The organism is Marinoscillum luteum (assembly GCF_044005705.1).
Taxonomy (GTDB): domain Bacteria; phylum Bacteroidota; class Bacteroidia; order Cytophagales; family Cyclobacteriaceae; genus Marinoscillum; species Marinoscillum luteum.
Window position 1 is genome coordinate 565,359 of record NZ_JBIPKE010000019.1, and the last position, 23,681, is coordinate 589,039.

The following is a 23,681-nucleotide window of genomic DNA, read 5'->3' on the forward strand; positions in this document are numbered from 1 at the left end:
ATCTAAGCTCAGTGTTTCAGTTTTAAATAAACTTTTACATGATAGGCTTAGGTTATTCATTTTCCGACCAAAAAAATTACTTTTGCCCCCTGTTCAACTAAATGTTACTATAAAATGAAAATCGCTGTAGTCGGAACCGGATATGTAGGATTGGTTACGGGAACCTGTTTTGCTGAAACAGGAAACCATGTAACCTGCGTGGATATAGATGAGAAAAAAGTACAAATGCTTAATAATAAGCAGATCACCATCTATGAGCCCGGGCTGGAAGTCCTTTTTGAAAGAAACATTCGTCAGGGTAGGCTGGAGTTTACTACCGACCTCAAAGAAGGTATCAAAGGCGCGAAAATCATTTTCCTGGCTCTGCCCACACCTCCTGGTGAAGATGGATCTGCAGACCTGAAGTATGTCCTCAAGGTAGCCGAAGATTTGGGGCCTATACTGGAAGAATATACAGTGATCGTAGATAAGAGTACTGTGCCAGTGGGCACGGCAGATAAGGTACATGCTGCAATCGCGGCTAATGCCAAAGTTGACTTTGATGTGGTTTCTAACCCTGAGTTTCTGAGAGAAGGAGTAGCAGTAGATGATTTTATGAAACCAGACCGGGTGGTCATCGGAGCAGAGTCTGACAAAGCCAAGAAGGTGATGGAAAAACTCTACGGACCTTTCGTGCGTCAGGGTAACCCTATCATTTTCATGGACGTGAAGTCTGCAGAGCTTACCAAATATGCAGCTAACTCCTTTCTGGCCACTAAAATCACCTTCATGAACGAGATCGCCAACCTGTGCGAGCTTCTGGGAGCGGATGTGGATATGGTCAGAAAAGGTGTGGGTACGGATACACGTATCGGCAAGCGATTTCTTTTTGCGGGGATTGGATACGGTGGAAGCTGTTTTCCAAAAGACGTACAGGCACTGGCCAAATCGGCCAACCAGGCGGATTATGATTTCAAAATCCTCAACTCTGTGATGGAAGTGAACCAGGCACAAAAAGAAAGGCTCATCGATCCTTTGAAAGCTTATTTCAATAATGACCTGAGCGGAAAAACCATCGCCATCTGGGGACTGGCATTCAAACCATACACAGATGATATTCGTGAGGCTCCGGCCCTTGAGAACATCTCAAAGCTTTTGAGTCTGGGAGCTAAAGTAAAGGCTTACGATCCTGAAGCCATGGAAAACGTAAAAGGGGTGTTTGGTGATAAAATCTATTTCGCTGAAGATGAATATGATGCCCTTAAGGATGCTGATGCGTTGATGATCATGACCGAATGGCCAGTATTCCGCACACCGGAGTTTGACAAGGTAGAAGCCCGCCTGAAAAACAAAGTAATTTTTGATGGAAGAAACCTATATGAGCTCGGACAGATGGAAGAGCTTGGGTTTACTTACCACAGCATTGGAAGAAAAATAATCAATGGTTAAGCCTCAAATCCTCGTCACCGGGGGTCTCGGATATATTGGCTCACATTCGGTAGTGGAACTCCACAATGCCGGATATGAGCCAATTATTATCGACAATCTTTATAACTCCACCGAAGCTGTTTTAGACGCTTTGGAAGAAATCACGGGTGTACGTCCGGTGTTCAGAAAAGTGGAAATGTGTGACAAGGAGGCTCTTCGAGCGCTGTTTGCAGAATTTCCTGATCTTGTTGGGAGTATTCATTTTGCGGCGTTTCTACAGGTGAAAGAATCTGTGGAGCAACCCCTCAAATATTATCACAACAACCTTCTTTCCACCACCAACCTGCTGGAGCTTTCTCTGGAGTTTGGAGTGAAGAATGTCGTGTTTTCTTCTTCGTGTACGGTATATGGTAATCCCGAAAGCCTGCCCGTAAAAGAAAACGAATCCATCAAACCGGCCCAATCTCCATACGGAAACACCAAAAAGATTGGCGAAGAAATCATCAAGGATGCCTGTACCGCGCATGGTCTCCAGGCCATTTCCCTTAGATATTTCAATCCAATAGGGGCCCACCCTTCATCACTTATTGGCGAGGTTCAGCACGATGTACCGCATCACCTGGTTCCCTATATCACGCAGACCGCAGCTGGTAAGCGAGAATATGTATCCGTACTTGGTGGAGATTATGACACCAGAGACGGATCCTGCATTAGAGATTACATCCATGTGATGGACATAGCCAGGGCACACGTCAATGCACTGTCCCGGTTACTTCGCAATGAAAACGAATCGAGCTATGAGGTCTACAACCTCGGATCAGGCAATGGCAGCTCGGTAATAGAAATGATCAAAGCCTTCGTAGATGCCACAGGACTGGACGTGCCTTATCAAATTAGTGACCGCAGACCGGGTGATGTCGAAGCAGTCTATGCTGATATTAGTCTGGCTCAGGAAAAATTAGGCTGGACTCCCCAGTTTGATCTGAAAGAGATGCTGAAGAGTGCCTGGGATTGGGAAGTCAAGCAAGCTAAGAACTAATTGACATCATTCAGCTTCCAATTGTATTCCTTGTAAGAAATTTCTACCTCTTCGGAGATTTTTACCTCCGAGTATTGGTTAATAAAAGCTCTAAGGGGCATTTTTTTCCTGAAGTCTCCCTCGAACCAATCAAATAATTTGGAGAGGCTAGCGCCAGTTGTCGTAATGTCATTTCTAAAGTCATCATTAACAAACTCCCGGGCTTGTTCGTCAAGCTGACGCTGTAATAACTCTCCTTCATATGCTTCCCTTCTTAATTTCGGACAAGACAATGAAGCACAATTGATGGCAAAGTGGATTCGCGGCTCCACCCATTTCTTCCTGAGGATGTTATGCTCAATATTATTCAGATCATACCTCTCACCTGCAATTTCAATAAACTGGATATCCCATGGGGTGTTTACAAAAGGCACCTGAATACTGCTGCCGATATCTTTGATACTTGCTACCGGGTAGTACTGCAACACCAAATCAATGGTGGCAGCATTGTATAAGTTGATCCAGTAGGCGATTTGGTCATCTTCCGACCAGTTGGAGTCATTGGGCGCATTGTTGCTAAGTAGGTCAATGTACTCCGTCAGTTGCACACTATCCGTTATAAAACCCCTATAGTCAACCAATCCTTCGTCCGTCACATATCGCTTCAGCAGCTCGTCAAAAATCTGATGACTCACGGGTTTTGTTTTAGCCTGTTGAGGGTTTAGGGTTCCACAGGCGTTTATAAAGAATAAACCAACCAATAAGATGGTCACGCGCATATGATCAGGTTTAGTTATTCCAATTACTTTTAATGAAACTCAGGGTAACTTAACTATTTATCAGAAATGATTGTTACCACAAAACCAATCACCACCTTATGAAACGTTCTGCCAATCTGATTCTCCTGATAATCACCGTATTGCTTTCCGGTAGTTCATGCCGTGACAAGTCAGAGGACCCAAAACCTTCACACGAGGAGCTGCAGGCGGCCATATTGATTGGCATCAATCATCACCGAGTGTCGCTGGGGCTGACCGCACTAAAAGAAAATGACATTCTGGACAGAATAGCTACGGAACACAGCGCCAACATGGCTGACGGTGACATTCCATTGAGCCATGAGGGATTTGTTCAGCGGTTTGAGCAAGCCAGTAAAGAAACCGGAGCCTCTGCCATTGGGGAGAATGTGGGAAGTAACTACGCCAATGCCGCTGAGCTCGTGAAAGCATGGCTCGCCAGTGATGAAAATCGTGAAAACATTGAATCAGATTACACCCATGTGGGAATAGGCATTGCCGATGATGCCGACGGCAACCGTTTTTTTACTCAATTGCTGGCCAGAATCTAAATTCGTCATTTAAACTCCCAAAAGATGGTCAAAATTTTATCTTTGCGGCTATGGCAAATTCTGAAGAAGCAGCAACGCTTAAAAATATAGCCTCACACTGCAAGGAATACGGTTTTATATACCCATCCAGTGAGATTTACGATGGTCTGGCAGCCACCTATGACTATGGCCCCTACGGCTCAGAGTTGAAAAACAACATCAAGGAATATTGGTGGAAAGCCATGGTGCGCCTCAATGAAAACATAGTGGGCATTGATGCCGCCATCTTCATGCACCCGACTACATGGAAAGCATCGGGTCACGTAGACGCTTTCAATGACCCTTTGATCGACAACAAAGATTCAAAAAAACGCTATCGTGCGGATGTGCTCATAGAAGAGCAAATGGCTAAGCTTCAGGCCAAAATCGATAAGGAAGTGGACAAGGCCGCCAAGCGATTTGGTGATGCTTTCGACAAAGATCAGTTCATCTCCACCAACCCCAGGGTGGTAGGCTACGCAGAGCAGATTGCCGAAATCGAAAGCCGAATGAAGTCTTCCATCGAATCGGGAGACCTGGAAGCGCTAAAACAACTCATCGTGGACCTGGACATTGCCGACCCCATTTCGGGCACCCGAAACTGGACGGACGTGCGTCAGTTCAACCTCATGTTTAGTACAGAGCTTGGTTCAGTGGCGGGAGAATCAGGTAAAATCTACCTCCGACCTGAGACTGCCCAAGGTATTTTCGTGAATTACCTGAACGTACAAAAAACCAGCCGCCTGAAGCCTCCTTTCGGGATCGCTCAGATCGGAAAAGCCTTCAGAAATGAAATCATCGCCCGTCAGTTTATCTTCAGAATGCGGGAATTTGAGCAAATGGAAATGCAATTTTTCATTCAGCCTGGCACCGAAATGGAATGGTACGAGCACTGGAAAGCTAAAAGAATTGCCTGGCACAAAGCACTGGGACTGGGTGATGACAACTATCGCTTCCATGACCACCTGAACCTGGCCCATTATGCCAATGCCGCCTGTGACATAGAATTTAATTTCCCCATGGGATTCAAGGAGCTGGAGGGTATCCACTCCCGTACCGACTTTGACCTGGGTGCGCATGAAAAATTCTCCGGAAAGAAACTAAAGTATTTTGATACCGCTACCAACGAAAGCTACACACCCTATGTGCTGGAAACGTCCATAGGTCTGGACCGAATGTTTCTGGCTGTGATGTCCGCTTCCTATGTAGAAGAAAAACTCGCTGATGGCAGCGAACGCACCGTTCTCAAAATACCGCCAGTACTGGCTCCTGTAAAAGTGGCTGTGTTGCCTTTGCTCAATAAAGATGGGCTCCCAGAAAAAGCTGAAGCCATCATGCGCGAACTCAAGCTTGACTTCAACGCCCAGTATGATGCTAAGGATGCCATAGGTAAGCGATACAGAAGGCAGGATGCCATCGGTACCCCATATTGTGTGACCGTGGATCACCAGACTTTGGAAGACAGCACCGTCACCATCCGCGAAAGGGACAGCATGGAGCAGCAGCGAGTATCTATCGAAGAGCTAATCGGCACTTTGGAGGAGAAGGTCAGCATGAAAACACTGCTTAAAAAACTCTAAGTCTTGATATCCGGGATCGTCATTGCCCTGGGGGGCTTGTTTGGATTGGGGGTTTACTACCTGCTATTCGGCAAGCTCCTGAGCGAGGGCACACTGGCCAGGCTGAGAATCTCTGCCAGCCTGAGTCCCGCACAAAAAGACAGGCTCAGCCGTCACTTCAAGTTTTATCAGCTCCTTCCTCCCAAATCAAAGGCCCTTTTTGAATATCGGGTAGCCAAGTTCATTCGAATGAAGGAGTTTGTGCCCCGAAACATGACCCATGTGACCGAAGAGATGCAAGTGCTCATTGCTGCCTCTGCCATCCAGCTCACCTTTGGTTATCCTAAAGTGTTTCTGAGCTACTTCAGGTATGTGATCGTCTTCCCGGATCAGTTTTTTAGCAATGCCGGACAGCGCTATCACAAGGGAGAAGTGAATCCAAAAGCCAAAGCCATTGTGCTCTCCTGGAAGCATTTTGTGGAAGGGTATTCAAAATCTGATGGCGTCAACCTTGGTTTGCATGAAATGGCCCATGCGCTGCAGTTGGAGAACATCGTGATGAATGATGAGTATGACTTCCTGGACAGTGAGGCCATTAAACACTGGCAAACGCTGGCTTCAGCAGAGATCACCAAGATGCAGCATGATACCACCTCATTTTTTCGCGAATATGGAGCTTCCAATCATGCAGAGTTTTTTGCTGTGGCGGTAGAGAATTTCTTTGAACGGCCGGTGGCATTTCACGATTACCACCCAGCCCTGTACGGTGCCTTGGCCCGGTTGTTAAAGCAGGATCCAATGTTACTCTTATAATTCATATGGCCTGGACGGTACTTTCAATTTGACGAAAGTGCCACACACCCTTATACTAATTTCTTTAAACACCTCAAAATAAGGCGGAATAAAGGGTTTAAGTAAATTCGGGGTTAAGTTTGCGTCCACAGAACCTGAGCGACTCTACTTAAAGCATGAACTGGCTACAACTACTCTCTCCCAAAAGATTCGGTGATAAAACCGAAGCAACGATTTCAAAAGACAGCAGAAGCCGGTTTGAGCAGGATTATGATCGGCTCATCTTCTCTCATCCCTTCAGGAAACTTCAGGACAAAACCCAGGTGTTTCCCCTACCGGAAGATGATTTTGTACACACACGGCTCACACATAGCCTGGAGGTGAGCAGCGTGGGGCGATCTTTGGGCAAAGCGGTCGGCGAACGTCTCCTGGAAAAACATCCGGAGCTCTCTGAAAGGGGCTTCACTTTCTACGACTTTGGGGGCATAGTGGCGGCAGCCAGCCTGGCCCATGACCTGGGCAATCCACCATTTGGACACTCGGGAGAGTCAGCCATTTCTTCGTTCTTCACAGATCATCCGAAGGGTAAAGCATTCCAGCAGCAAGTGGATCCTGCAGAATGGTCAGACCTCATCAGCTTTGAGGGCAACGCACAGGGGTTCAGAATCCTTAATGACGAAGAAAACAGTGCACTCAGGCTCACTTTTGCTTCCCTGGGGGCATTCACCAAATACCCCAGATCTTCCTCTGCTCCCAAAGACCAAAACCGAAAGAGTCAGAAGAAATATGGCTTTTACAAAAGTGACAGCAAAAAATTCTCCGAACTGGCCACAGAGATGGGGCTCACGCCGATTGGCGAAGCGGCCTGGTGCCGGCATCCACTTACCTTTTTGGTAGAAGCTGCTGACGACATCTGTTATAACATCATAGATTTAGAAGACGGCTGTCGCCTCGGGCTGGTCCCATATGAAACCACCCGGGACCTGATGGCCGCCATCATCGGCGAAAAATACCAGCAGGAAAAGCTGGAACGCTCGCGCAATGTCAACCAGAAAATTGGTTTGCTCCGGGCATTGGCCATCTCGCAGCTCATTGGTGAATGTGTGGACCTGTTTCTGGAAAAAGAAGAAGACATCCGCTCTGGTGCTTTTGATGGTGCGCTCACTGAGCACATACCGTCGGCGGAGGCTCTTCAGGCCATTACGACCCTTTCGATAGAAAAAATATACCGGTCCAAACAAGTTCTGGAACGCGAAGCAGGTGGTTTTGAAGTCATCGGCAAGCTGATGGAAGCCTTTTGCATGGCGACTTATCACAAGTTTTTTGACAAGGAAAATTATACGCCCCGAATGAAATCCATTTTCAGACTACTCCCGGATTCTTTTCAGGATAAACTGGAGCAAGAGCCAATTACCATTTACGATTCACTGCTCATTGTCATGGATTTTATTTCCAGTCTTACGGATTCACACGCCATTAAATTATACAAAACCATTTACGGTTTTTCACTTCCGGTTTCCAAAGCATAAAAAGCCTCTTTATCAACTACTTAATTGAGTTCTCGGAACTGATAAAATCATTACATTTGCAGCTTCATTTTCCATGTGGACACGTTTAGCCAATATTATCCTTAAGTACCGCATCTCCCTAATGATCATTTTAGGGGTGATCACCATTTATATGGGGTACCAGGCCCAGTACATTCAGTGGTCATACGACATGGCCAACATCGTTCCTGAGGACGATCCGGACCAGGAATATTTCAGGCAGTTCAAGCAAACTTTCGGTGAGGATGGCAACATTCTGGCCCTGGGCTTCAAGGATAGCGCCATCTACCAGTCAGACAATTTCAAGAAGATGAAATACCTGACCCGCGAGCTGGAAAGCATCAATGGAGTAAAGGATGTGCTCGGTCTGGCCAACCTGAAAATGCTGGAGAAAAACAACGAGAAGAAGCGCTTTGAGCTGGTTCCGGTGTTTCCCGAAATTCCCGAGAATCAGTCCAAGCTGGATACCATGCTGGCCTTTGCCAAAAACCTGAAGTTTTACTCAGGGCAACTGATCAATGCAAAAAATGGAGCGACGCTGATCCTCGTCACTGTGGAGAAAGAAGCGCTGAATTCAGAATACCGACACATCATGGTAGCGGACATTGTACGGGCAGGGGACCAATTTCATGATGCCACGGGGATCGACGTGAACTATGCCGGGCTGCCTTATGTACGCTCAGTCAATACCCTAAAAATTAAGGAGGAACTCAATCGATTTCTGATTTACTCGGTCATCATCACCGGGCTGATCCTTTTTGGATTCTTCCGATCACTCAAAGCGGTAGTTTTCCCATTGATCATCATTGGTATGATCGTGGTATGGGTACTGGGCACGATCTCTCTTTTAGAATACAAAATCACCTTGCTCACAGGGCTGATCCCTTCGATCATTGTGGTCATCGGTATCCCCAACAGCGTCTACATGCTGAATAAATATCATCATGAGTATTCTACCCATGGTGACCAGATGAAGGCCCTCACCAAGATCATCAAAAACATAGGGATCGTTACCTTCATTACCAACTTCACCACAGCAGTGGGGTTTTTCGTGCTGGTTTTTACAGGCATTCCTATTCTGGTAGAATTTGGGATCGTGGCAGGAATCAACATCATGTGTACGTTCATTGTGAGTACCATCATGATCCCGTCGGTATTTTCCCTTTTCAAACCGCCGACCAGCCGTCACCTCAAGCACCTGGACTTTAAAATGCTCAATGGCGCCCTGGTGGGACTGGATGTACTGGTGCATAACCACCGAAAGCTGATCTTCATTACCACTGGCATACTGGTGGCCGTATCGGTGTATGGCGTGATGCAGCTTCAGTCCAACTCTTACATGGTGGACGACCTACCCGAAGAGAGCCCACTGGCTAAACAGCTTCAGTTTTTCGAAGAAAATTTCAGCGGTGTAATGCCCCTGGAAGTGATTGTGGACACGGGTACCAAAAAGGGAGTTCAGAGTCTGAGCAACCTGCGCAAGATCAATGAGTTTGAGATGTTTCTGGATTCGCTGAAAGGCATCTCCCAGCCAGTTTCAGTGGTCAGCTTTATCAAAGCTTCCCGACAGGCTTTCTACAACCAGGATCCGGCTTTTTATTCGATCCCAAATAACCGGGAAAGTGCCTTTATCCTTCGCTACCTCAAAGAAGAAAGCGACGAAGGGGGCATTGCCAAATCCTTTGTGGACAGCACGGGTCAATTTATCAGAATCTCCCTGAAGATGCCGGACATTGGATCCAACAAGATGGACTCCCTTGTGAACACCGTCATCAGTCCTAAGATTGACGAGATTTTTGCAGACAGTAAAATGGACGTGAGAATCACCGGAACTGTTCCGCTCTTTATCAAAGGCAACAAATACCTGATCGACAACCTGATCACCTCCATGATCTTTGCGTTCTTCATCATTGCGGTGATCATGGCGCTGTTGTTCAAAAACTTCAAAATGATCGTGATCTCCATGATCCCTAACATGATTCCGCTGCTGCTGACAGGTGCCATCATGGGCTTTTTTGGGATTCCCTTGAAGCCTAGTACGGCATTGATCTTTAGTATCGCATTTGGTATCTCCGTGGACGATTCTATTCACTTCCTGGCCAAATACCGTCAGGAATTGCACGCACATAATTTCTTCGTTCCCATAGCGGTGAGTCGTAGCCTGCGCGAAACCGGCGCCAGCATGATCTATACTTCCATCATCTTGTTTTTTGGATTTGTGATCTTCACCCTATCGGAATTTGGCGGCACAGTGGCGCTCGGGAAACTTACTTCCATCACCTTGTTGTTTGCTATGCTCACCAACCTGATCGTGTTGCCGGCGCTGCTGCTCCAGTTTGACAGTGGAAAACGCAATAAGAAAGATCATCCGTACATAGACGATTTTGCGAAAGCAGACTATGACAGTGAAGACGAAGAAACAGAAGAAGATAAAAACACATAAAAAATAGAGGCATAGGTGGCTAAATATCCAGAGTACAAACAGGTCAATTATCCGAAAGTGGCAGAGGAGATCCTCAAATTTTGGGAGGATCATGAGATTTTTGAAAAGTCAGTAACCGAGCGGGAAGGTGCGCCTACCTTCACCTTCTATGAAGGCCCGCCATCGGCCAATGGCACCCCCGGTATCCACCATGTGATGGCTCGGGCCGTGAAAGACATTTTTTGCCGATACAAAACCCAAAAGGGATTTCAGGTAAAGCGAAAAGGTGGCTGGGATACCCACGGACTTCCAGTGGAGTTGCAGGTGGAAAAGGAGCTCGGCATCAAAAAAGATGACATTGGCAAAACCATCTCGGTAGCTGACTACAATCAGAAGTGCAAAGAGGCCGTGATGAAGTTTAAGGATGAGTGGGACCGGCTGACTATGCAAATGGGCTACTGGGTAGACCTGGATGACCCATACATCACCTTCGATCAGAAGTACATGGAGTCTCTGTGGCACATTCTGAAAAAACTTTATGACAAAGGCCTGGTGTACAAAGGCTACACCGTACAGCCTTACTCGCCCGCCGCAGGCACCGGACTCAGCTCCCACGAGCTGAACCAGCCAGGTACCTACAAGGATGTGAAAGACACCTCGGTGGTCGGACAGTTTAAGGTCAAAAAGGATGACCGGTCAGCATTTCTTTTCAGCGCAACTGACGAAGACGTGCGCATGCTGGCCTGGACCACCACGCCGTGGACACTGCCCTCCAACTGCGCACTTGCTGTAGGAGAGAAGATTACTTACGTGAAAGTGAAGACTTTCAATCAGTACACCTATGCTCCGGTGAGCGTGGTATTGGCCAAGGCTTTGGTCGGAAAATATTTTTCGGAGAAAGCCAAAGACATCAAACTGGAAGATTACAAAGCCGGCGATAAACTTATCCCTTTTGAAATCACTCAGGAATTTTCCGGTAAGGAGATCCTGGAGGTGCGCTATGAGCAGCTGATGCCCTATGTGACCAACGAAGATTTGGAAAAGAATGCTTTCCGCGTGATCGCCGGAGACTTTGTGTCTACCGAAGATGGTACGGGTATCGTGCATACAGCCTCTGTATTTGGTGCAGATGACTTTAGAGTGGCCCAGCAAAACAATGTGCCTGCCATCCTGATCAAAGATGAAACCGGCCAGGATGTGCCTTTGGTTAACAAAAAAGGGCAGTTCGTAGATCAGGTCACTGACTTTGCGGGATACTATGTGAAAGAAGAATACTATGACGATGAAGTACGCAACGCCCCGGACTTCAAACCGACGGATGTACTCATCGCCATCAAGCTCAAGGAAGAAAACAAGGCCTTCAAAGTAGAAAAATACGAGCACAGCTACCCGCACTGCTGGCGTACGGATAAGCCCGTGCTTTACTACCCGCTAGACTCCTGGTTTATCAAGACCACCGCCATGAAAGATCGGCTGGTGGAGCTCAACAAAACCATCAACTGGAAGCCTGCCTCTACTGGTTCGGGTCGATTTGGCAACTGGCTGGAAAACCTGGTAGACTGGAACCTGAGCCGCTCAAGATTCTGGGGCACTCCCCTACCGATCTGGGTCACCAAAGACCGAAAGGAAGAAATCTGCATCGGCAGCATTGCCGAGCTGCAGGCCGAAGTAAAGAAATCCATCGCTGCGGGATATATGAAAGAGGAAGTCGGTGACGACTTTGACCTGCACAGACCCTACGTGGACGATGTGGTGCTGGTTAGTGCCAGCGGCCAGCCCATGTATCGGGAGTCAGACCTCATCGATGTATGGTTCGACTCTGGGGCGATGCCTTATGCGCAGTGGCACTATCCTTTTGAAAACCAGGACACCTTTGACGCCAACTACCCTGCCGACTTTATAGCCGAGGGTGTGGATCAGACTCGTGGGTGGTTTTTCACCCTGCACGCCATTTCTACTTTGCTCAATGACAAAGTGGCCTTCAAAAATGTGATTGCCAATGGTCTGGTGCTGGATAAAAATGGCAACAAAATGTCCAAACGACTGGGCAACGCCGTGAATCCGTTTGAAACCATGGATAAGTACGGCCCGGACGCTACGCGCTGGTACATGATTGCCAACGCCAACCCATGGGACAACCTGAAGTTTGACATAGAGGGTGTGGCCGAGGTACAACGTAAGTTTTTCGGTACGCTCACCAACACCTATTCTTTCTTTGCACTGTATGCCAACCTGGATGGTTTTGACTTCTCAAAGCCTGCCCTGCCGATGGATCAGCGCACCGAAAGCGATCGCTGGGTCATCAGCCGACTGAATAGCCTGATTGCGGAAGCGGATGCAGCGTTCAACGACTATGAGCCTACCAAGGCAGCCAGAGCCATCCAAAACTTTGTGACGGATGACCTGAGCAACTGGTACGTGCGCCTAAACAGGAAACGGTTTTGGGTGGGTGAATACAACGCCGACAAAGAAGCGGCCTATCAAACGCTCTATACCGCGCTGATGACCGTGGCTAAGCTATCTGCACCTATTGCGCCGTTCTATGCCGAGCACTTATTCCAGGACCTGAATAAAGTTTCTGGCCTGGACACCAGCGCATCGGTACACCTCGCCAATTTTCCGGTATCGGATACAGGGCTCATCGACGTGGAACTGGAGAAAAGAATGCACCTGGCACAGAGCGCTTCTTCACTGGTACACAGCTTGCGCAAAAAAGAAAAAATCAAAGTACGCCAGCCTTTGCACAAAATCCTGATCCCGATCCTCAATGAAGCGGACAAGGATAGAATCGCTCAGGTGGCGGCGCTCATCATCTCTGAAACCAACGTGAAGGAAGTGGAGTACGTGGACGATGCCTCGGGTATACTGGTGAAGAAGATCAAGCCCAACTTCCGTAAGCTGGGTCAGCACTTCGGGCCCAAGATGAAGCTCCTGACCCCTCTGATCAACCAGATGGATCAGGCGCAGATCAAAGAACTGGAGCAAACCGGCGAATATGCCGTGGAGCTGGAAGGTGAAAAAGTGGTGCTGGGACTGGAGGATGTGGAGATCACCTCTGAGGATATCCCGGGATGGCTGGTAGCCAGTGAGGACGGCCTCACCGTGGCGTTGGACATCACCATTACAGATGAACTGAAGAAAGAAGGACTGAGCCGCGATGTGGTAAACAGACTTCAGAACCTGCGAAAAGATCAGGGACTGGAAGTACAGGACAAGATCAACGTGAGCTACCATACCAATGACGAATCGTTGAAATCTGCGGTGGAGGCTTTCAAAAGTTATATCCAAAAGGAAACCCAGGCGCTCTCGTTGGAGTATGTAAATGAGGCCAATGGTGGCACCTTGCTGGATATTGACGGCCTGGAGCTGACCGTGGCGATTGAAATAGCGAAGAATTAAACAGTCAATAGTCAATAGTTTACTAGTCCACAGACCGAGCAGTGGACTAAAGACTAAGGCCATCGACTAAAATACCAGAAATTAAAATGGAGAAAAAACGAACACCTCTATACATCTATTACCTGATCAGCTTGCTGGTGATTGCCATCGATCAGGTGGTGAAAATGGCTGTCCACTTCAACATGGACCTGGGTGCCAAGGGTCAGATCAAGATCTTTGGGGACTGGTTTAAGCTGCACTACCTCACCAACCCCGGCATGGCTTTTGGCATGCAGATCGGGTTTATCGACAATGGAAAGCTCGTGCTCACCCTCTTCAGGCTGGCCGCCATGGTGGCGATTGGTTATTACCTCTACACCCTTTACAAGAAGGAAACCTCCAAAGGGTTGCTCATCTGCATAGCGATGATCCTGGGTGGTGCCATCGGCAACCTGGTAGATAGTATCTTTTATGGGGTCTTTCTGGACAATGCGCCTTACGATGCCCCCACTCCATGGTTTTATGGCCAGGTGGTAGACATGTTTTACATCGATATCTGGGAGGGCCGCATTGCCGACTGGGTGCCGATCCTGGGCGGAGACTATATGGCCCTGTGGCCGGTCTTCAACATTGCAGATGCTTCCATCTTCATGGGGATCACGTTTATCCTCATTTTTCAGAAGAGCTTTTTCGGTCATGAGACCGAAAGTTCGGACCAGACGGAAGTGAAGGTGGAGCCATAATAGGGGGCACCACCGCACAAGCACATCAGAAAACCTGACAAGTTCCAGAGACCTGTCAGGTTTGATTGTTTCCTGACACTCCGCACCTCTTTGCTTTACCGATCATAAATACCACAAACATGAAATCATTCCTTCTGTCAGTGGGCATTTTGGTACTGTCCACGGCCACTTACGCACAGATCCTCAAAGTCAACAAAGGAAGCATCGACTCAGACTCCTCCGGCTATTTGATGGGCAGCACCAGTGTGGACTTCAACCTAAACAATAAAAGCGCTACCGCCGAGCAGAGCATCACCTACACGGGCCTGGAGGCGGATGCCGACCTGGCCTTCATCGGGAAGCAACATGCCTATATCCTCATCAACCAGCTCAACTATTTCAAATCTACTGGCGGGCCTCTGATCAGCACGGGTTATGCGCACTTCAGAACCAACTTTCTGCGCAAAAAGCAACTCTCCTACGAACTCTTCACCCAGATACAGTACGACGGTGGCCGGAAGATGCCCCTGAGGTATCTCCTTGGCGGAAACACGCGATTGCGGCTGGCCAGCAGTGCGCGCTCCAGCCTGTTTGTGGGCATCGGCATGATGTATGAAAAAGAAAACTGGAAAATGCTCACCGATGAAACTCAGATCATCTACAAAAACCTCCTGAAATCCACCAACTACATCAGCTATAAGCAGGCCTTCAATGAGCATGTGAACATCAATGTGATGGCCTACTATCAGGGTGACTATGATGGGGAAGCGGATGTCTTCCGAAGCAGGATCAGTGGTGAGGCCGTGCTAAACGTGAAACTCACCAACCTACTGGCCTTCAATACGTCTTTTTCCGCTCAGTACGAAGACCACCCCATCATCCCGATCAATAAGCTGGTGTACTCCCTTACCAACGGGTTTAAGTTTTCGTTTTGAGACCTATGTCTCGCATCAGGATTTCAAGTCTTCCGAATCAAAAGAAATAATACGGTTTAACCTAAGGTTATTCTTTTCGAAAGCCCCAAAATAACTCCCAAGATTCCTGTAAAAAGGATCATCCGAGTTAATTAAGTCAGCAGACTTGAGTACCAAATTTCGAATTTCCTCAAAGGCTTTTTCCGACCTATATAAAACAGCTCTTCCACCAATAGGGTCATCTGCAGTCGAAATCCCAGAGTATATTCCCTGTAAAACCCTTGGTTCTTTGCGATTCCCAATTTTGTATATGTGATGAAAAAGTTTTCCACTACTTCCAGTAAATAAGGTTGTCAAGCATCCATTAGCGTAGGTCATTTCACCCGAGTAGGTCGTATTTGGACCTTTCAATACGAAATAGGCCTTCTGGTTCTTTTGGTAAATCTGTACTGGAGATTGGTATATAAGGCCCTCATCACTGCTCTGTCTTACAAAAGATACCCAAACCCCAAAGCAACTTGCAAGCACTTGAGGAATCGGCGCATTTAAGAAGGTTTGATACTCAGAATAATTTTCGAAACCCAGATAATTCAAAAGGCTTCTCAGTTTAATCTCCTGAATGGAACATGAAGAAGTAACTGACCTAATAGCTTCATTATACTTTGTGTAGAGATACTTACCGTTGATATTGGGACCCAGCTTCGCTTCCATTGCATCAAAACCAGTAAAATCGAGGGACTCTCCCGTTTTCTGGGCAAGAAAATCGAACAATTTTATAAGCTCCTCTTTTTGGATTTCCATTTTCCGAAGTTATTCTGAAAACAAAGTAATAAAACTGGAAACTAACGGCAAGAAACTGTAACATTCACCTCCCCATACTTCTCCAGTTTTGTATTGTTCGCATCACAGAAAGAATTGATCTAAGTGATCCATTCGGGGGAGTTGCTCCTTAGATCCATTTGTTTCTGTCCATCCCCTTCTCTTGATCATGCCTTAGTGCATGCACATCATTTTTTCACATGATAATAATTGATCATGAAAAAGTTAGGATACCTATGTATCATCGTTTTGGGATTGGCATTTTCGAGTTGCTACGATAGCGCAGAAGAAATACTGGATATACCCATGGCCACCACACCTGATGGAGGTGGAGAAGACGATGACGACCCCATTCCTCCTCCTCCTGAAGGCGGAGGAGTACTCAATGTTGGAGATGGAGGGCTGTAAGTAGTATATCCCTGAAAGTAGTCATGTGCAACTTTCAGGGATATTTTTCTTAGATTATGATGTGAAGAGAATTCTCCTAATTTTTCTAACATTACTTACCGTAGTGGCATTCGGTCAAAGTTCTGACAGTATGCAACACAACACCTCACTTCAGCACTACCGATTAGCCTACGGATATCAATCTTCAGGATCACTGGACTCAGCCCTATTTTATTACAAAAAGGCACTTCATACAGCCATTGACCCTAAGACAATAGCTCAACTACATACCAATGCCTCAATCATCTACAAACAACTTGGAAGGTATGAAATGGCCTTGGAGCAAGCTTTTGCGGCCTTAGCGAATTACTCAAGCTCATCCATCGACCAGGCATCCTGCCTAGACAACATAGGTACCATTTATTTTCATATTAGGGATCTAAATAAGTCACTTGAATTTCATTATAAAGCACTAAAAATCCGTCAAGATCACGGTTATGAAAAAGGCATAGCAAAGAGCTTTAACAACATAGGAAATGTTTACATAGAAGGACAGATGTATGATAGCGCAATTCATAATCTCCAAAGAGCACTCAAAATCAAAAAAACAATAGGGGAGGAAAAAGAGATAGCCACTGTAATGCACAATATCGGTTGGGCCTATCTTGAAAAAGAGGATCTTCACAGTGCCGAACAATATCTCATCCATGCATATACATCCAAGCTGAGGCTAAAGGATTCCTTGGCGCTGGTGTATACAAGTAATCTTCTTTCCAAATTATATTTAGAGAAAAACAACCCTGACCTTGCGTGGAGCTATATCACTCAAACTAGACGGCTTGCACGCAAGCTTGGTCTCTTGAACCTTCAAGTTCAAAGCCTGGAAAATGAGGCACTCTACTATGCCGCTATAAAGGACTTCCGAAATCAAGCACTTACACTTGGTCAATTCATAATACTCAACGAAATCCTTCTCAATCAAGAGAAAGCACGAGCACTTGCGGAGATGCAAACCAAATACGAAACTGATAAAAAGGATCAAGAAATCACTTATCTCCACAATGTAGAATCAATACAAAAGGAGGAAATCGTTCACCAAAAAAAGATGGCTTCTATCGCAATAGTTGCAGCTACATTCTTTCTAATCATGGTCATATGCATATCTTATCTTCTTCATACCATTAGAAAAAGTAAGAATCACATAGAGCAACTTAATCAAGAGATGCAGCATCGGATTAGCAATAACCTCCAACTGCTCTCGGGAGTGTTGAAGATGCAGTCCAGTGATCTATCAGCCACCTCAGAGGCTTCTGATTTGATCAAAATCACGGAAAGTAGAGTAAATTCCATGGCTATTGTTCACCAAAAACTATTCGCTAATAAAAACAAGCGAACCATCAACCTGCAAGAATACCTGGAGGAATTATGTCTCTTCTTGCGACATTCATTCAGTCCTGGAGAACAACTAAATATCAAGACTCATGTAGAATCGATTAAAGTAGACGTGGACCAGGTTTTATACATAGGCCTCATCGTGAACGAGTTGATCACAAACGCAATTAAGTATGCATTTACTGAAACGAATAAACTTCCACAGATAGATATAACCGTTCGGGGACAAATGACCAACCTCATTTTCTTAGAAGTGCGAGACAATGGAACAGGGTACGATCCTAACCAATCTTCTCCGTCATTTGGAACCAAACTTATTAAAACGCTGACCCGTCAACTAAAGGCAGAAAGCACTAATTTTAATCAAAACGGTGCCGTATTTCAACTTTCAATCCCATTGGCCTATGAAACCTGAAATTCTCATTGTGGAAGATGATCTTATTATTGGACAAGCGGTCGCCCGGGACCTTGAAGCGCATGGCTATACCGTAGCAGCGATATGTGAATCGGGAGAGGATGCTTTGCTGGTTATAGAAAAAAATCTTCCAGACTTGGTTCTTATGGATATCAAACTACAAGGCAAGCTAGATGGGATACAAGTGACAGAGCGAATCTTGAAAAAGTACCGAGTACCGATCATTTATCTCACAGACATGCAGGATTCTATTACCTTGAATAAGGCTAGACAAAGCAAACCCGCCAACTATCTCATCAAACCCTTTCAAACACATCAGTTACTTATCGCGGTAGACCTAGCTATTTTCAATGGGGCAAGCACAGTAACTGGGGAGCGCTTTGGCTTTTTCAAAGAAGGCACAGAGCTCATCAAGATCGTTTACGATGATATACTCTATCTCAAAGCGGAAGGGTCATATTGTGATGTGGTAACTACCCAAAAGTCATTCACCCTAACCATGCCAATGAACAAAATGCTTCAACGAATACCCTATCCGGATTTGATCAGAGTATCAAGGTCCTATTCGGTGAACAAAAATCACGTTGAACGAATCATGGGGAAATTAATCACCATCCGAGGAGTCAAAATTGCAGTGGGAGAAACCTATAGTGATGTGATCAGGGAAAATTTCAATGTCATATAAGGAGGTATTCGGAAACGGATTTACCTGATTTAGAAAAGAAGTTTTGTGCCTGTAGTGATTTTCGTACTTTTAAAAAAAGCCTACATATTGAAACCATACGAATACGACGCATTCTTATCCTTCGCAGTAGAAGACAAAATAGAAATTGCCACTTTGCTTCATCACAAACTGGAGGAAAAAGGTCTGAAAGTCTGGTACTCTGGGAGAGAACTCTTACTAGGAAGTAGCATTCAATCAACCATTACTGAGGGGCTTTTGCGATCACGATTTGCCATATTGCTCATCTCACCTCATTACTTCAAAACAGAATATACCCTACAGGAACTGGGAGCCCTATGGTCCAGAGAGACAGAGAACAGAAAAGTAATTATACCTGTATTTCATCGAATAACCCCACAAGAAGTGGGCCTTATTAACCCTGCTTTGGCCGAAAGATGGGCACTAAGTACGGAGATCGGTCTGGACCAAGTATGTGACAAAATTGCCAAATACATCTCTGCGTCAGAAGAAACAATCGTTACCAGGCAAAAGAAAACCAGACTGAAAAAATGGTTCGCCACCCTTTTATTGATCGCCCTTTGTCTGACCGCCTTGATGTTTTGGAGAGCAGAAAGAGAAATATTACCTAAGGGCATAATCATTGATGCCGTCACTCTACGGCTCAGGGAGTTTCAAAGCAATCTTGAAAAAAACCTTTCTATTATTTTGGCAAAACAAGGAGCAGAGCCCACTTCCCGTGAAGAGGTAATCAGACTGCTTGATTCATTCAGTACCATCGAAGCTCAGTATAGAAATTTTTATGAATTTACTAACGGTATCACCGAACTGCAATTCGAGAAAAATGTAGGTCCTGCCTCTGGCATCGATTTTGAATCCTGGTCACCTGTTGATAATTATGGGTTCAAATACCCTCAAATCTACATGGCCAAAGGTAATACCAGTACTGGAGCCTGGGATCTTCAGTTTTTCTTCTTCAACACACAGGAAACTCGATTTGAAATCGATAAAACCGAATTACAGGATAGCCTCACCGTAGTGACCATCAGCTATACCGAACCACTTAGGCTGGTAATATTTCACTACGCGTATGGCCCGCAAACGTCCCAAAGAAAACATACCACCTACTCTATCCACGGTTTCATGACTCAGGAGCAATACTACTTCTCCAATATTGACGATAAGTGGACTTTAACGCAAATCAAATAACCCTAAGAGTAGTTTTTTGGATACTTCCCTTAGAAGTTAAGGGGTTCAGAAAGAATTTTAAGTGGTTTAGAAAAAGAATTCAACCTTTACCCATGTTGATGTCGACTTTAGATCAAAATAAAGTGACATGCAACAGTATAAGAACAAGAGTGGCAACTCTGGAGTAACAGGTTATGCCATAAGTGAAGGTCAAATAATTGTTCAATTCAAAGGTGATAGTCAATATGTTTATAATCATATCAAACCAGGCTCTCATCATGTCAATCAGATGCAAAGATTGGCTGTCCTTGGTCAGGGGCTCAATCGATACATCAGTCAAAATGTAAACACGAATTACTTCGAAAAGTTGTGAGATTGGGCATTATCATATTGTCCATTATTTTATGTCATGCTACATTGGCGCAATCCACCATCACTATAGCGCAGGGTTCTTTCAAGGTAGCCGGATTGTCAGAGGAGACCCTCTCCTTTGGCTTTGCACAAGGAGACGAAATCAGTTTTTCTTTAACGGAAGAGAAGGGCAAAGACATCCGTGAGATTGAGATCATCGAATACCCCAGCTCCTCTCGGTATTCACAGTTCAAAAGCAGCAAAGTCCACCAAACACTTGAGGTAGCCAGGACTGGTATTTACCAGTTTCGCGTCAATAACGGGTCTATTTCTGGAAGGGTGTGTAAGTACAGTATTACCCGCAAACCCTCCTCACCAGACACCCAAAACTTCAATACCTCTGTGTACTGGGAAACACACTACGACACTACGTGGGTGGACGAAATAGAGACTTATCTGTCCAGAGATGAGTACGTGCCAAAGGTGATTGTTCCCTCCTCGGATTTTTATATCAATAGCGGTTCCAATGCCATGCTGTTGGGGGGAACCTCTCGCATCACGATTCCCTTGAATATGCCACCCAATACAGTCAAATGGTTTTATGAGTTTAGCGCCTCCCGCGAAAAGTCAGACGTTGAAAATGTAAAATCATCATTTGGACTTATGGGTCAGCTAGTAAGTTCAATTGAGCCAAGTATGGCAATCGCCAACATAGGTATGAACTTGCTAGCCACTCCCCCTGGAGCCGATCAATGCGATATTTATTTACTGGATTTCGAAAACAAGCAATTCTTTGAACGGAAAGAAGACCATCTACTCAGACATTATTCGGACGGATCAAGAGAGAATATGAAATCTGGAATCGTCGAAATCCCCTGGGTAGCCCAGCAACAACTCTACCTAGGAATAAGAAATCCATCCGGTTCATTTGGCATTCATGTCACAGTGGAAGTAGTAGCCATCGTCCATGAGCAGGAGTATGCCGAACAGACCGTCACTTTACCCCAAGTGAAGACATATAAAACGCCCTATTTAAAAAACTAATTCTATGATCTACCGCCTTTATTTACTTTCCCTTCTCTTCTGTGCTAGCCTCTCAGGTCTGTCGCAAGAAGAAAATGAAACAGAAGAACTATCAAAACTTGACAGATTCACCTCCAAAACAGGTTCAATAATTAAGTACCAGGATTATTCTCTTTCTGAGCTCTTATTGATATATGGAACTACTTCCGAGGTTAAAGTCCGGAAAATAGAAAGTGGAGGCCAAATAGGCTTCTTTCTTCAAATTTCCAATGAAGGAAAGTATGGAGATAAAAAAGCTTCCATTGCATATGAGGACCTGCTCGAACTTATAAAGGCATTGGAAATATTAAAATCCGAGTCCACAAATGACCTATCCAAAAGCCCGGAATACCTAGAAAACAAGTTTGTAACTGATGATGGGTTCCAGTTAGGCTACTACTGTAGCAAAGGCAAACTACAGTGGTATCTAGTCCTCGAAAGTTATGGATCCGGAAATACGATCTTTCCCAGGCACCTAGGGGAGGTGGAAAGGTTATTCTCAGAAGCCAAATCAAAAATTGAATCACTAAACTGAATCTTAGAAATGATGACTAAACACTATGTAAACAAGAAAGCCCAGGCAAACGGTGATCACGAAGTTCACAAAGCAGGTTGCATCTATATGCCAAGCGAGGAAAATAGAAAGTACCTGGGAGAGTTCTCCAACTGTGAGGACGCTGTTAAAGAGGCCAAAAAGTCCTACAAACAATCAAATGGTTGTTATTACTGCTGTAACGAATGTCACACCTCGTAATGAACACCTTTCCAACTGTACTCGGATTTTCTACCCCAGAAGGGTGGGAAGTGATTGTTTTATTAGCCTTGATGTTCGGCTTTGTACTGCTCACCAGGTTATTTGGTGCGTGGATGCTACGGATCAATGAGGTAATTGATCTTTTAAGATCTATTAGAGAAATACTAAAAAAGAAAAATGAAAACGCTTAACAGGAAAAAGAAAACTGACCCGGTTGAGCAACATAGAAGGTTTACGCCTTCTCCTTCCCCAAGGCCAAACCCAAATAAGCCCAAACCAGGAGCTAAAACAGTTCCGGCAAAACCACACCGTAGGACCCAAAAAATGATTGACTCGTGAGAATCGCATGTTTTATTATTTGTATATGCGCAATCGCATGCACCGAACCGGACAACGGCTCCTGCATCGATACCAATTGTGCAGATTATAGCTCACAATATGCGGCACAGCTAGCTTATGAGTCTGACCCTGAATGTAGAAATGATCTCGATCATGATAGTGATGGCAAGGCTTGCGAAGATTACTTTCGGGATAATGGCAACGGGGGAGGAGGCGGGTGCCCTACCTCATCCAACTGTGGTTGCTCCAACAAGAACAAATCAGCCTGTGCCTCCTCTTGCTGCCAATGGATAGTGGGCACAGGGTGCAGGTGTAGATGATATGGGTTTCCGCTATCAAAAACGTGTCAACCTCGGCAAAGGGTTGGGACTGAACATCGGGAAGAAAAGCATATCCACGAGCTACCGAACGAGGCATGGCACCATTGGTTCTCGTGGCTTTTCTCTCCGCACTGGTATCCCAGGTCTCTCCTATCGCTCCAGCTGGAGCAAAAGTAAGGAAGGTCTTTTGATCCTGGTGGTCTTCGGGCTGGTTTACATAGCATCAGTGGTCATCTATAACGTAGCGTTGTTCTTAATCTTTTTGGTTAAATTCACTTATTTCAAACTCATCGCCCATGATGATGAAACCGACATTTCAGGATAGGACATTATTTGTGTTCCTTCTTTTTTTGGTGGCCTGCACCTCTGCCTATACCCAGGAGGCCAAAGTATTCGTGACCGATACCGGCACTAAGTATCACCGGGAAAACTGCAAGTATCTCCGATACTCCCGATCAGAACTCACGATAAAATCAGCAAAGGAAAAAGGCTATGAAGCGTGCAAGGTTTGTAAACCTTCACCGTCTGTGAATAGCAGCGATACCACAAGTCAGGTTACCCAGAAGATCCAAACAACCACAAAACCAACCAGCTCTCCAGGAGTCTCCAGACGCTGTAGTGCCACCACACAGGCAGGTGCCCAATGCAAGCGAATGACCAAAAGCTCCAGTGGCAAATGCTGGCAGCATGAGTAATGGACTAACTGAGGAATTGACGTACAGTGAAGGGGGACGAAATCATCAATAAAGTCACGCAAAATGATAAGAAATTGATCGGATAGTTATCCCGATTGATTTTTATCACCCTCAGACATGGATGCAAAAAAATGATTTCGGAAAAGAATTCC

22 protein-coding genes are annotated in these 23,681 nt (G+C 45.6%); 20 read left to right on the top strand and 2 right to left on the bottom strand.

Translation table 11 applies throughout. The features are described from left to right. The first annotated feature begins 114 nt into the window (after positions 1-114). Both ACHKAR_RS17525 and galE read left to right on the top strand, forming a co-directional pair. Positions 115-1,428 carry a UDP-glucose dehydrogenase family protein gene (locus ACHKAR_RS17525; protein WP_159582702.1) on the top strand — a complete coding sequence of 438 codons (1,314 nt, stop codon included), beginning with the start codon at positions 115-117 and terminating at the stop codon, positions 1,426-1,428. Continuing rightward, on the top strand, positions 1,421-2,446 hold the full coding sequence (gene galE / locus ACHKAR_RS17530; protein ID WP_395418731.1) for a UDP-glucose 4-epimerase GalE: 1,026 nt from the start codon (positions 1,421-1,423) through the stop codon (positions 2,444-2,446). The genes ACHKAR_RS17525 and galE overlap by 8 nt, the downstream gene beginning before the upstream one ends. Here galE and ACHKAR_RS17535 read toward each other — a convergent pair. After that, on the bottom strand, positions 2,443-3,120 hold the full coding sequence (locus tag ACHKAR_RS17535) for a DUF547 domain-containing protein (protein WP_395418733.1): 678 nt from the start codon (positions 3,118-3,120) through the stop codon (positions 2,443-2,445). The two genes, galE and ACHKAR_RS17535, sit on opposite strands and share 4 nt — an antisense overlap. 182 nt (positions 3,121-3,302) lie before the next feature. Between ACHKAR_RS17535 and ACHKAR_RS17540 the strand changes: the two genes are divergently transcribed. The 8 genes from ACHKAR_RS17540 (at position 3,303) to ACHKAR_RS17575 (ending at position 15,146) form a co-directional block, all read left to right on the top strand. Further along, the gene (locus tag ACHKAR_RS17540; protein ID WP_159582699.1) at positions 3,303-3,773 is read left to right on the top strand and encodes a CAP domain-containing protein; all 471 of its coding nucleotides are present in this window, start codon (positions 3,303-3,305) and stop codon (positions 3,771-3,773) included. A 50-nt stretch (positions 3,774-3,823) separates the two neighbouring features. Further along, positions 3,824-5,371 carry a glycine--tRNA ligase gene (locus ACHKAR_RS17545; protein WP_395418735.1) on the top strand — a complete coding sequence of 516 codons (1,548 nt, stop codon included), beginning with the start codon at positions 3,824-3,826 and terminating at the stop codon, positions 5,369-5,371. A gap of 3 nt (positions 5,372-5,374) precedes the next feature. Continuing rightward, the gene (locus ACHKAR_RS17550) at positions 5,375-6,163 is read left to right on the top strand and encodes a zinc-dependent peptidase (protein WP_395418737.1); all 789 of its coding nucleotides are present in this window, start codon (positions 5,375-5,377) and stop codon (positions 6,161-6,163) included. A 155-nt stretch (positions 6,164-6,318) separates the two neighbouring features. Next, entirely contained in the window at positions 6,319-7,671 is a 1,353-nt protein-coding gene (locus ACHKAR_RS17555; protein ID WP_395418739.1) for a deoxyguanosinetriphosphate triphosphohydrolase, read from the top strand. A gap of 73 nt (positions 7,672-7,744) precedes the next feature. Beyond that, positions 7,745-10,132 (top strand): efflux RND transporter permease subunit, encoded by a 2,388-nt coding sequence (locus tag ACHKAR_RS17560; protein ID WP_395418741.1) that lies wholly within the window; start codon positions 7,745-7,747, stop codon positions 10,130-10,132. A 15-nt stretch (positions 10,133-10,147) separates the two neighbouring features. Beyond that, on the top strand, positions 10,148-13,510 hold the full coding sequence (gene ileS, locus ACHKAR_RS17565) for an isoleucine--tRNA ligase (RefSeq protein WP_395418743.1): 3,363 nt from the start codon (positions 10,148-10,150) through the stop codon (positions 13,508-13,510). 86 nt (positions 13,511-13,596) lie between these two features. Continuing rightward, positions 13,597-14,232, top strand: a complete 636-nt coding sequence (locus ACHKAR_RS17570) for a lipoprotein signal peptidase (RefSeq protein ID WP_159582692.1) — start codon at positions 13,597-13,599, stop codon at positions 14,230-14,232. 119 nt (positions 14,233-14,351) lie between these two features. Continuing rightward, positions 14,352-15,146, top strand: a complete 795-nt coding sequence (locus tag ACHKAR_RS17575; RefSeq protein ID WP_395418745.1) for a hypothetical protein — start codon at positions 14,352-14,354, stop codon at positions 15,144-15,146. Positions 15,147-15,161: 15 nt separating this feature from the next. Here ACHKAR_RS17575 and ACHKAR_RS17580 read toward each other — a convergent pair whose 3' ends face one another. Beyond that, positions 15,162-15,926: a hypothetical protein gene (locus ACHKAR_RS17580; RefSeq protein WP_395418746.1), complete on the bottom strand. Its 765-nt coding sequence runs from the start codon at positions 15,924-15,926 to the stop codon at positions 15,162-15,164. A gap of 234 nt (positions 15,927-16,160) precedes the next feature. Between ACHKAR_RS17580 and ACHKAR_RS17585 the strand changes: the two genes are divergently transcribed. From ACHKAR_RS17585 to ACHKAR_RS17630, 10 genes are all read left to right on the top strand, one after another. Beyond that, positions 16,161-16,352, top strand: coding sequence for a hypothetical protein (locus ACHKAR_RS17585; protein WP_395418747.1), 192 nt, complete (start codon positions 16,161-16,163; stop codon positions 16,350-16,352). A gap of 130 nt (positions 16,353-16,482) precedes the next feature. After that, positions 16,483-18,138: a tetratricopeptide repeat-containing sensor histidine kinase gene (locus tag ACHKAR_RS17590; protein WP_395418748.1), complete on the top strand. Its 1,656-nt coding sequence runs from the start codon at positions 16,483-16,485 to the stop codon at positions 18,136-18,138. After that, positions 18,128-18,823, top strand: a complete 696-nt coding sequence (locus tag ACHKAR_RS17595) for a response regulator (protein ID WP_395418750.1) — start codon at positions 18,128-18,130, stop codon at positions 18,821-18,823. Before ACHKAR_RS17590 ends, ACHKAR_RS17595 begins: the two co-directional genes overlap by 11 nt. 87 nt (positions 18,824-18,910) lie before the next feature. Further along, positions 18,911-20,029: a toll/interleukin-1 receptor domain-containing protein gene (locus tag ACHKAR_RS17600; RefSeq protein ID WP_395418751.1), complete on the top strand. Its 1,119-nt coding sequence runs from the start codon at positions 18,911-18,913 to the stop codon at positions 20,027-20,029. A 127-nt stretch (positions 20,030-20,156) separates the two neighbouring features. Then, a complete protein-coding gene (locus ACHKAR_RS17605; RefSeq protein ID WP_395418752.1) occupies positions 20,157-20,381 on the top strand; it encodes a hypothetical protein in 225 nt (74 codons plus the stop codon). Between the two features lie 2 nt (positions 20,382-20,383). Next, positions 20,384-21,403, top strand: coding sequence for a hypothetical protein (locus ACHKAR_RS17610; protein ID WP_395418753.1), 1,020 nt, complete (start codon positions 20,384-20,386; stop codon positions 21,401-21,403). A 4-nt stretch (positions 21,404-21,407) separates the two neighbouring features. Further along, positions 21,408-21,956: a hypothetical protein gene (locus tag ACHKAR_RS17615; protein WP_395418754.1), complete on the top strand. Its 549-nt coding sequence runs from the start codon at positions 21,408-21,410 to the stop codon at positions 21,954-21,956. Positions 21,957-21,965: 9 nt separating this feature from the next. Next, positions 21,966-22,175, top strand: coding sequence for a hypothetical protein (locus tag ACHKAR_RS17620; protein ID WP_395418756.1), 210 nt, complete (start codon positions 21,966-21,968; stop codon positions 22,173-22,175). A gap of 660 nt (positions 22,176-22,835) precedes the next feature. After that, positions 22,836-23,159: a DUF4236 domain-containing protein gene (locus tag ACHKAR_RS17625; protein WP_395418757.1), complete on the top strand. Its 324-nt coding sequence runs from the start codon at positions 22,836-22,838 to the stop codon at positions 23,157-23,159. Continuing rightward, entirely contained in the window at positions 23,131-23,529 is a 399-nt protein-coding gene (locus ACHKAR_RS17630) for a hypothetical protein (protein ID WP_395418758.1), read from the top strand. The genes ACHKAR_RS17625 and ACHKAR_RS17630 overlap by 29 nt, the downstream gene beginning before the upstream one ends. The last annotated feature ends 152 nt before the right edge of the window (positions 23,530-23,681 follow it).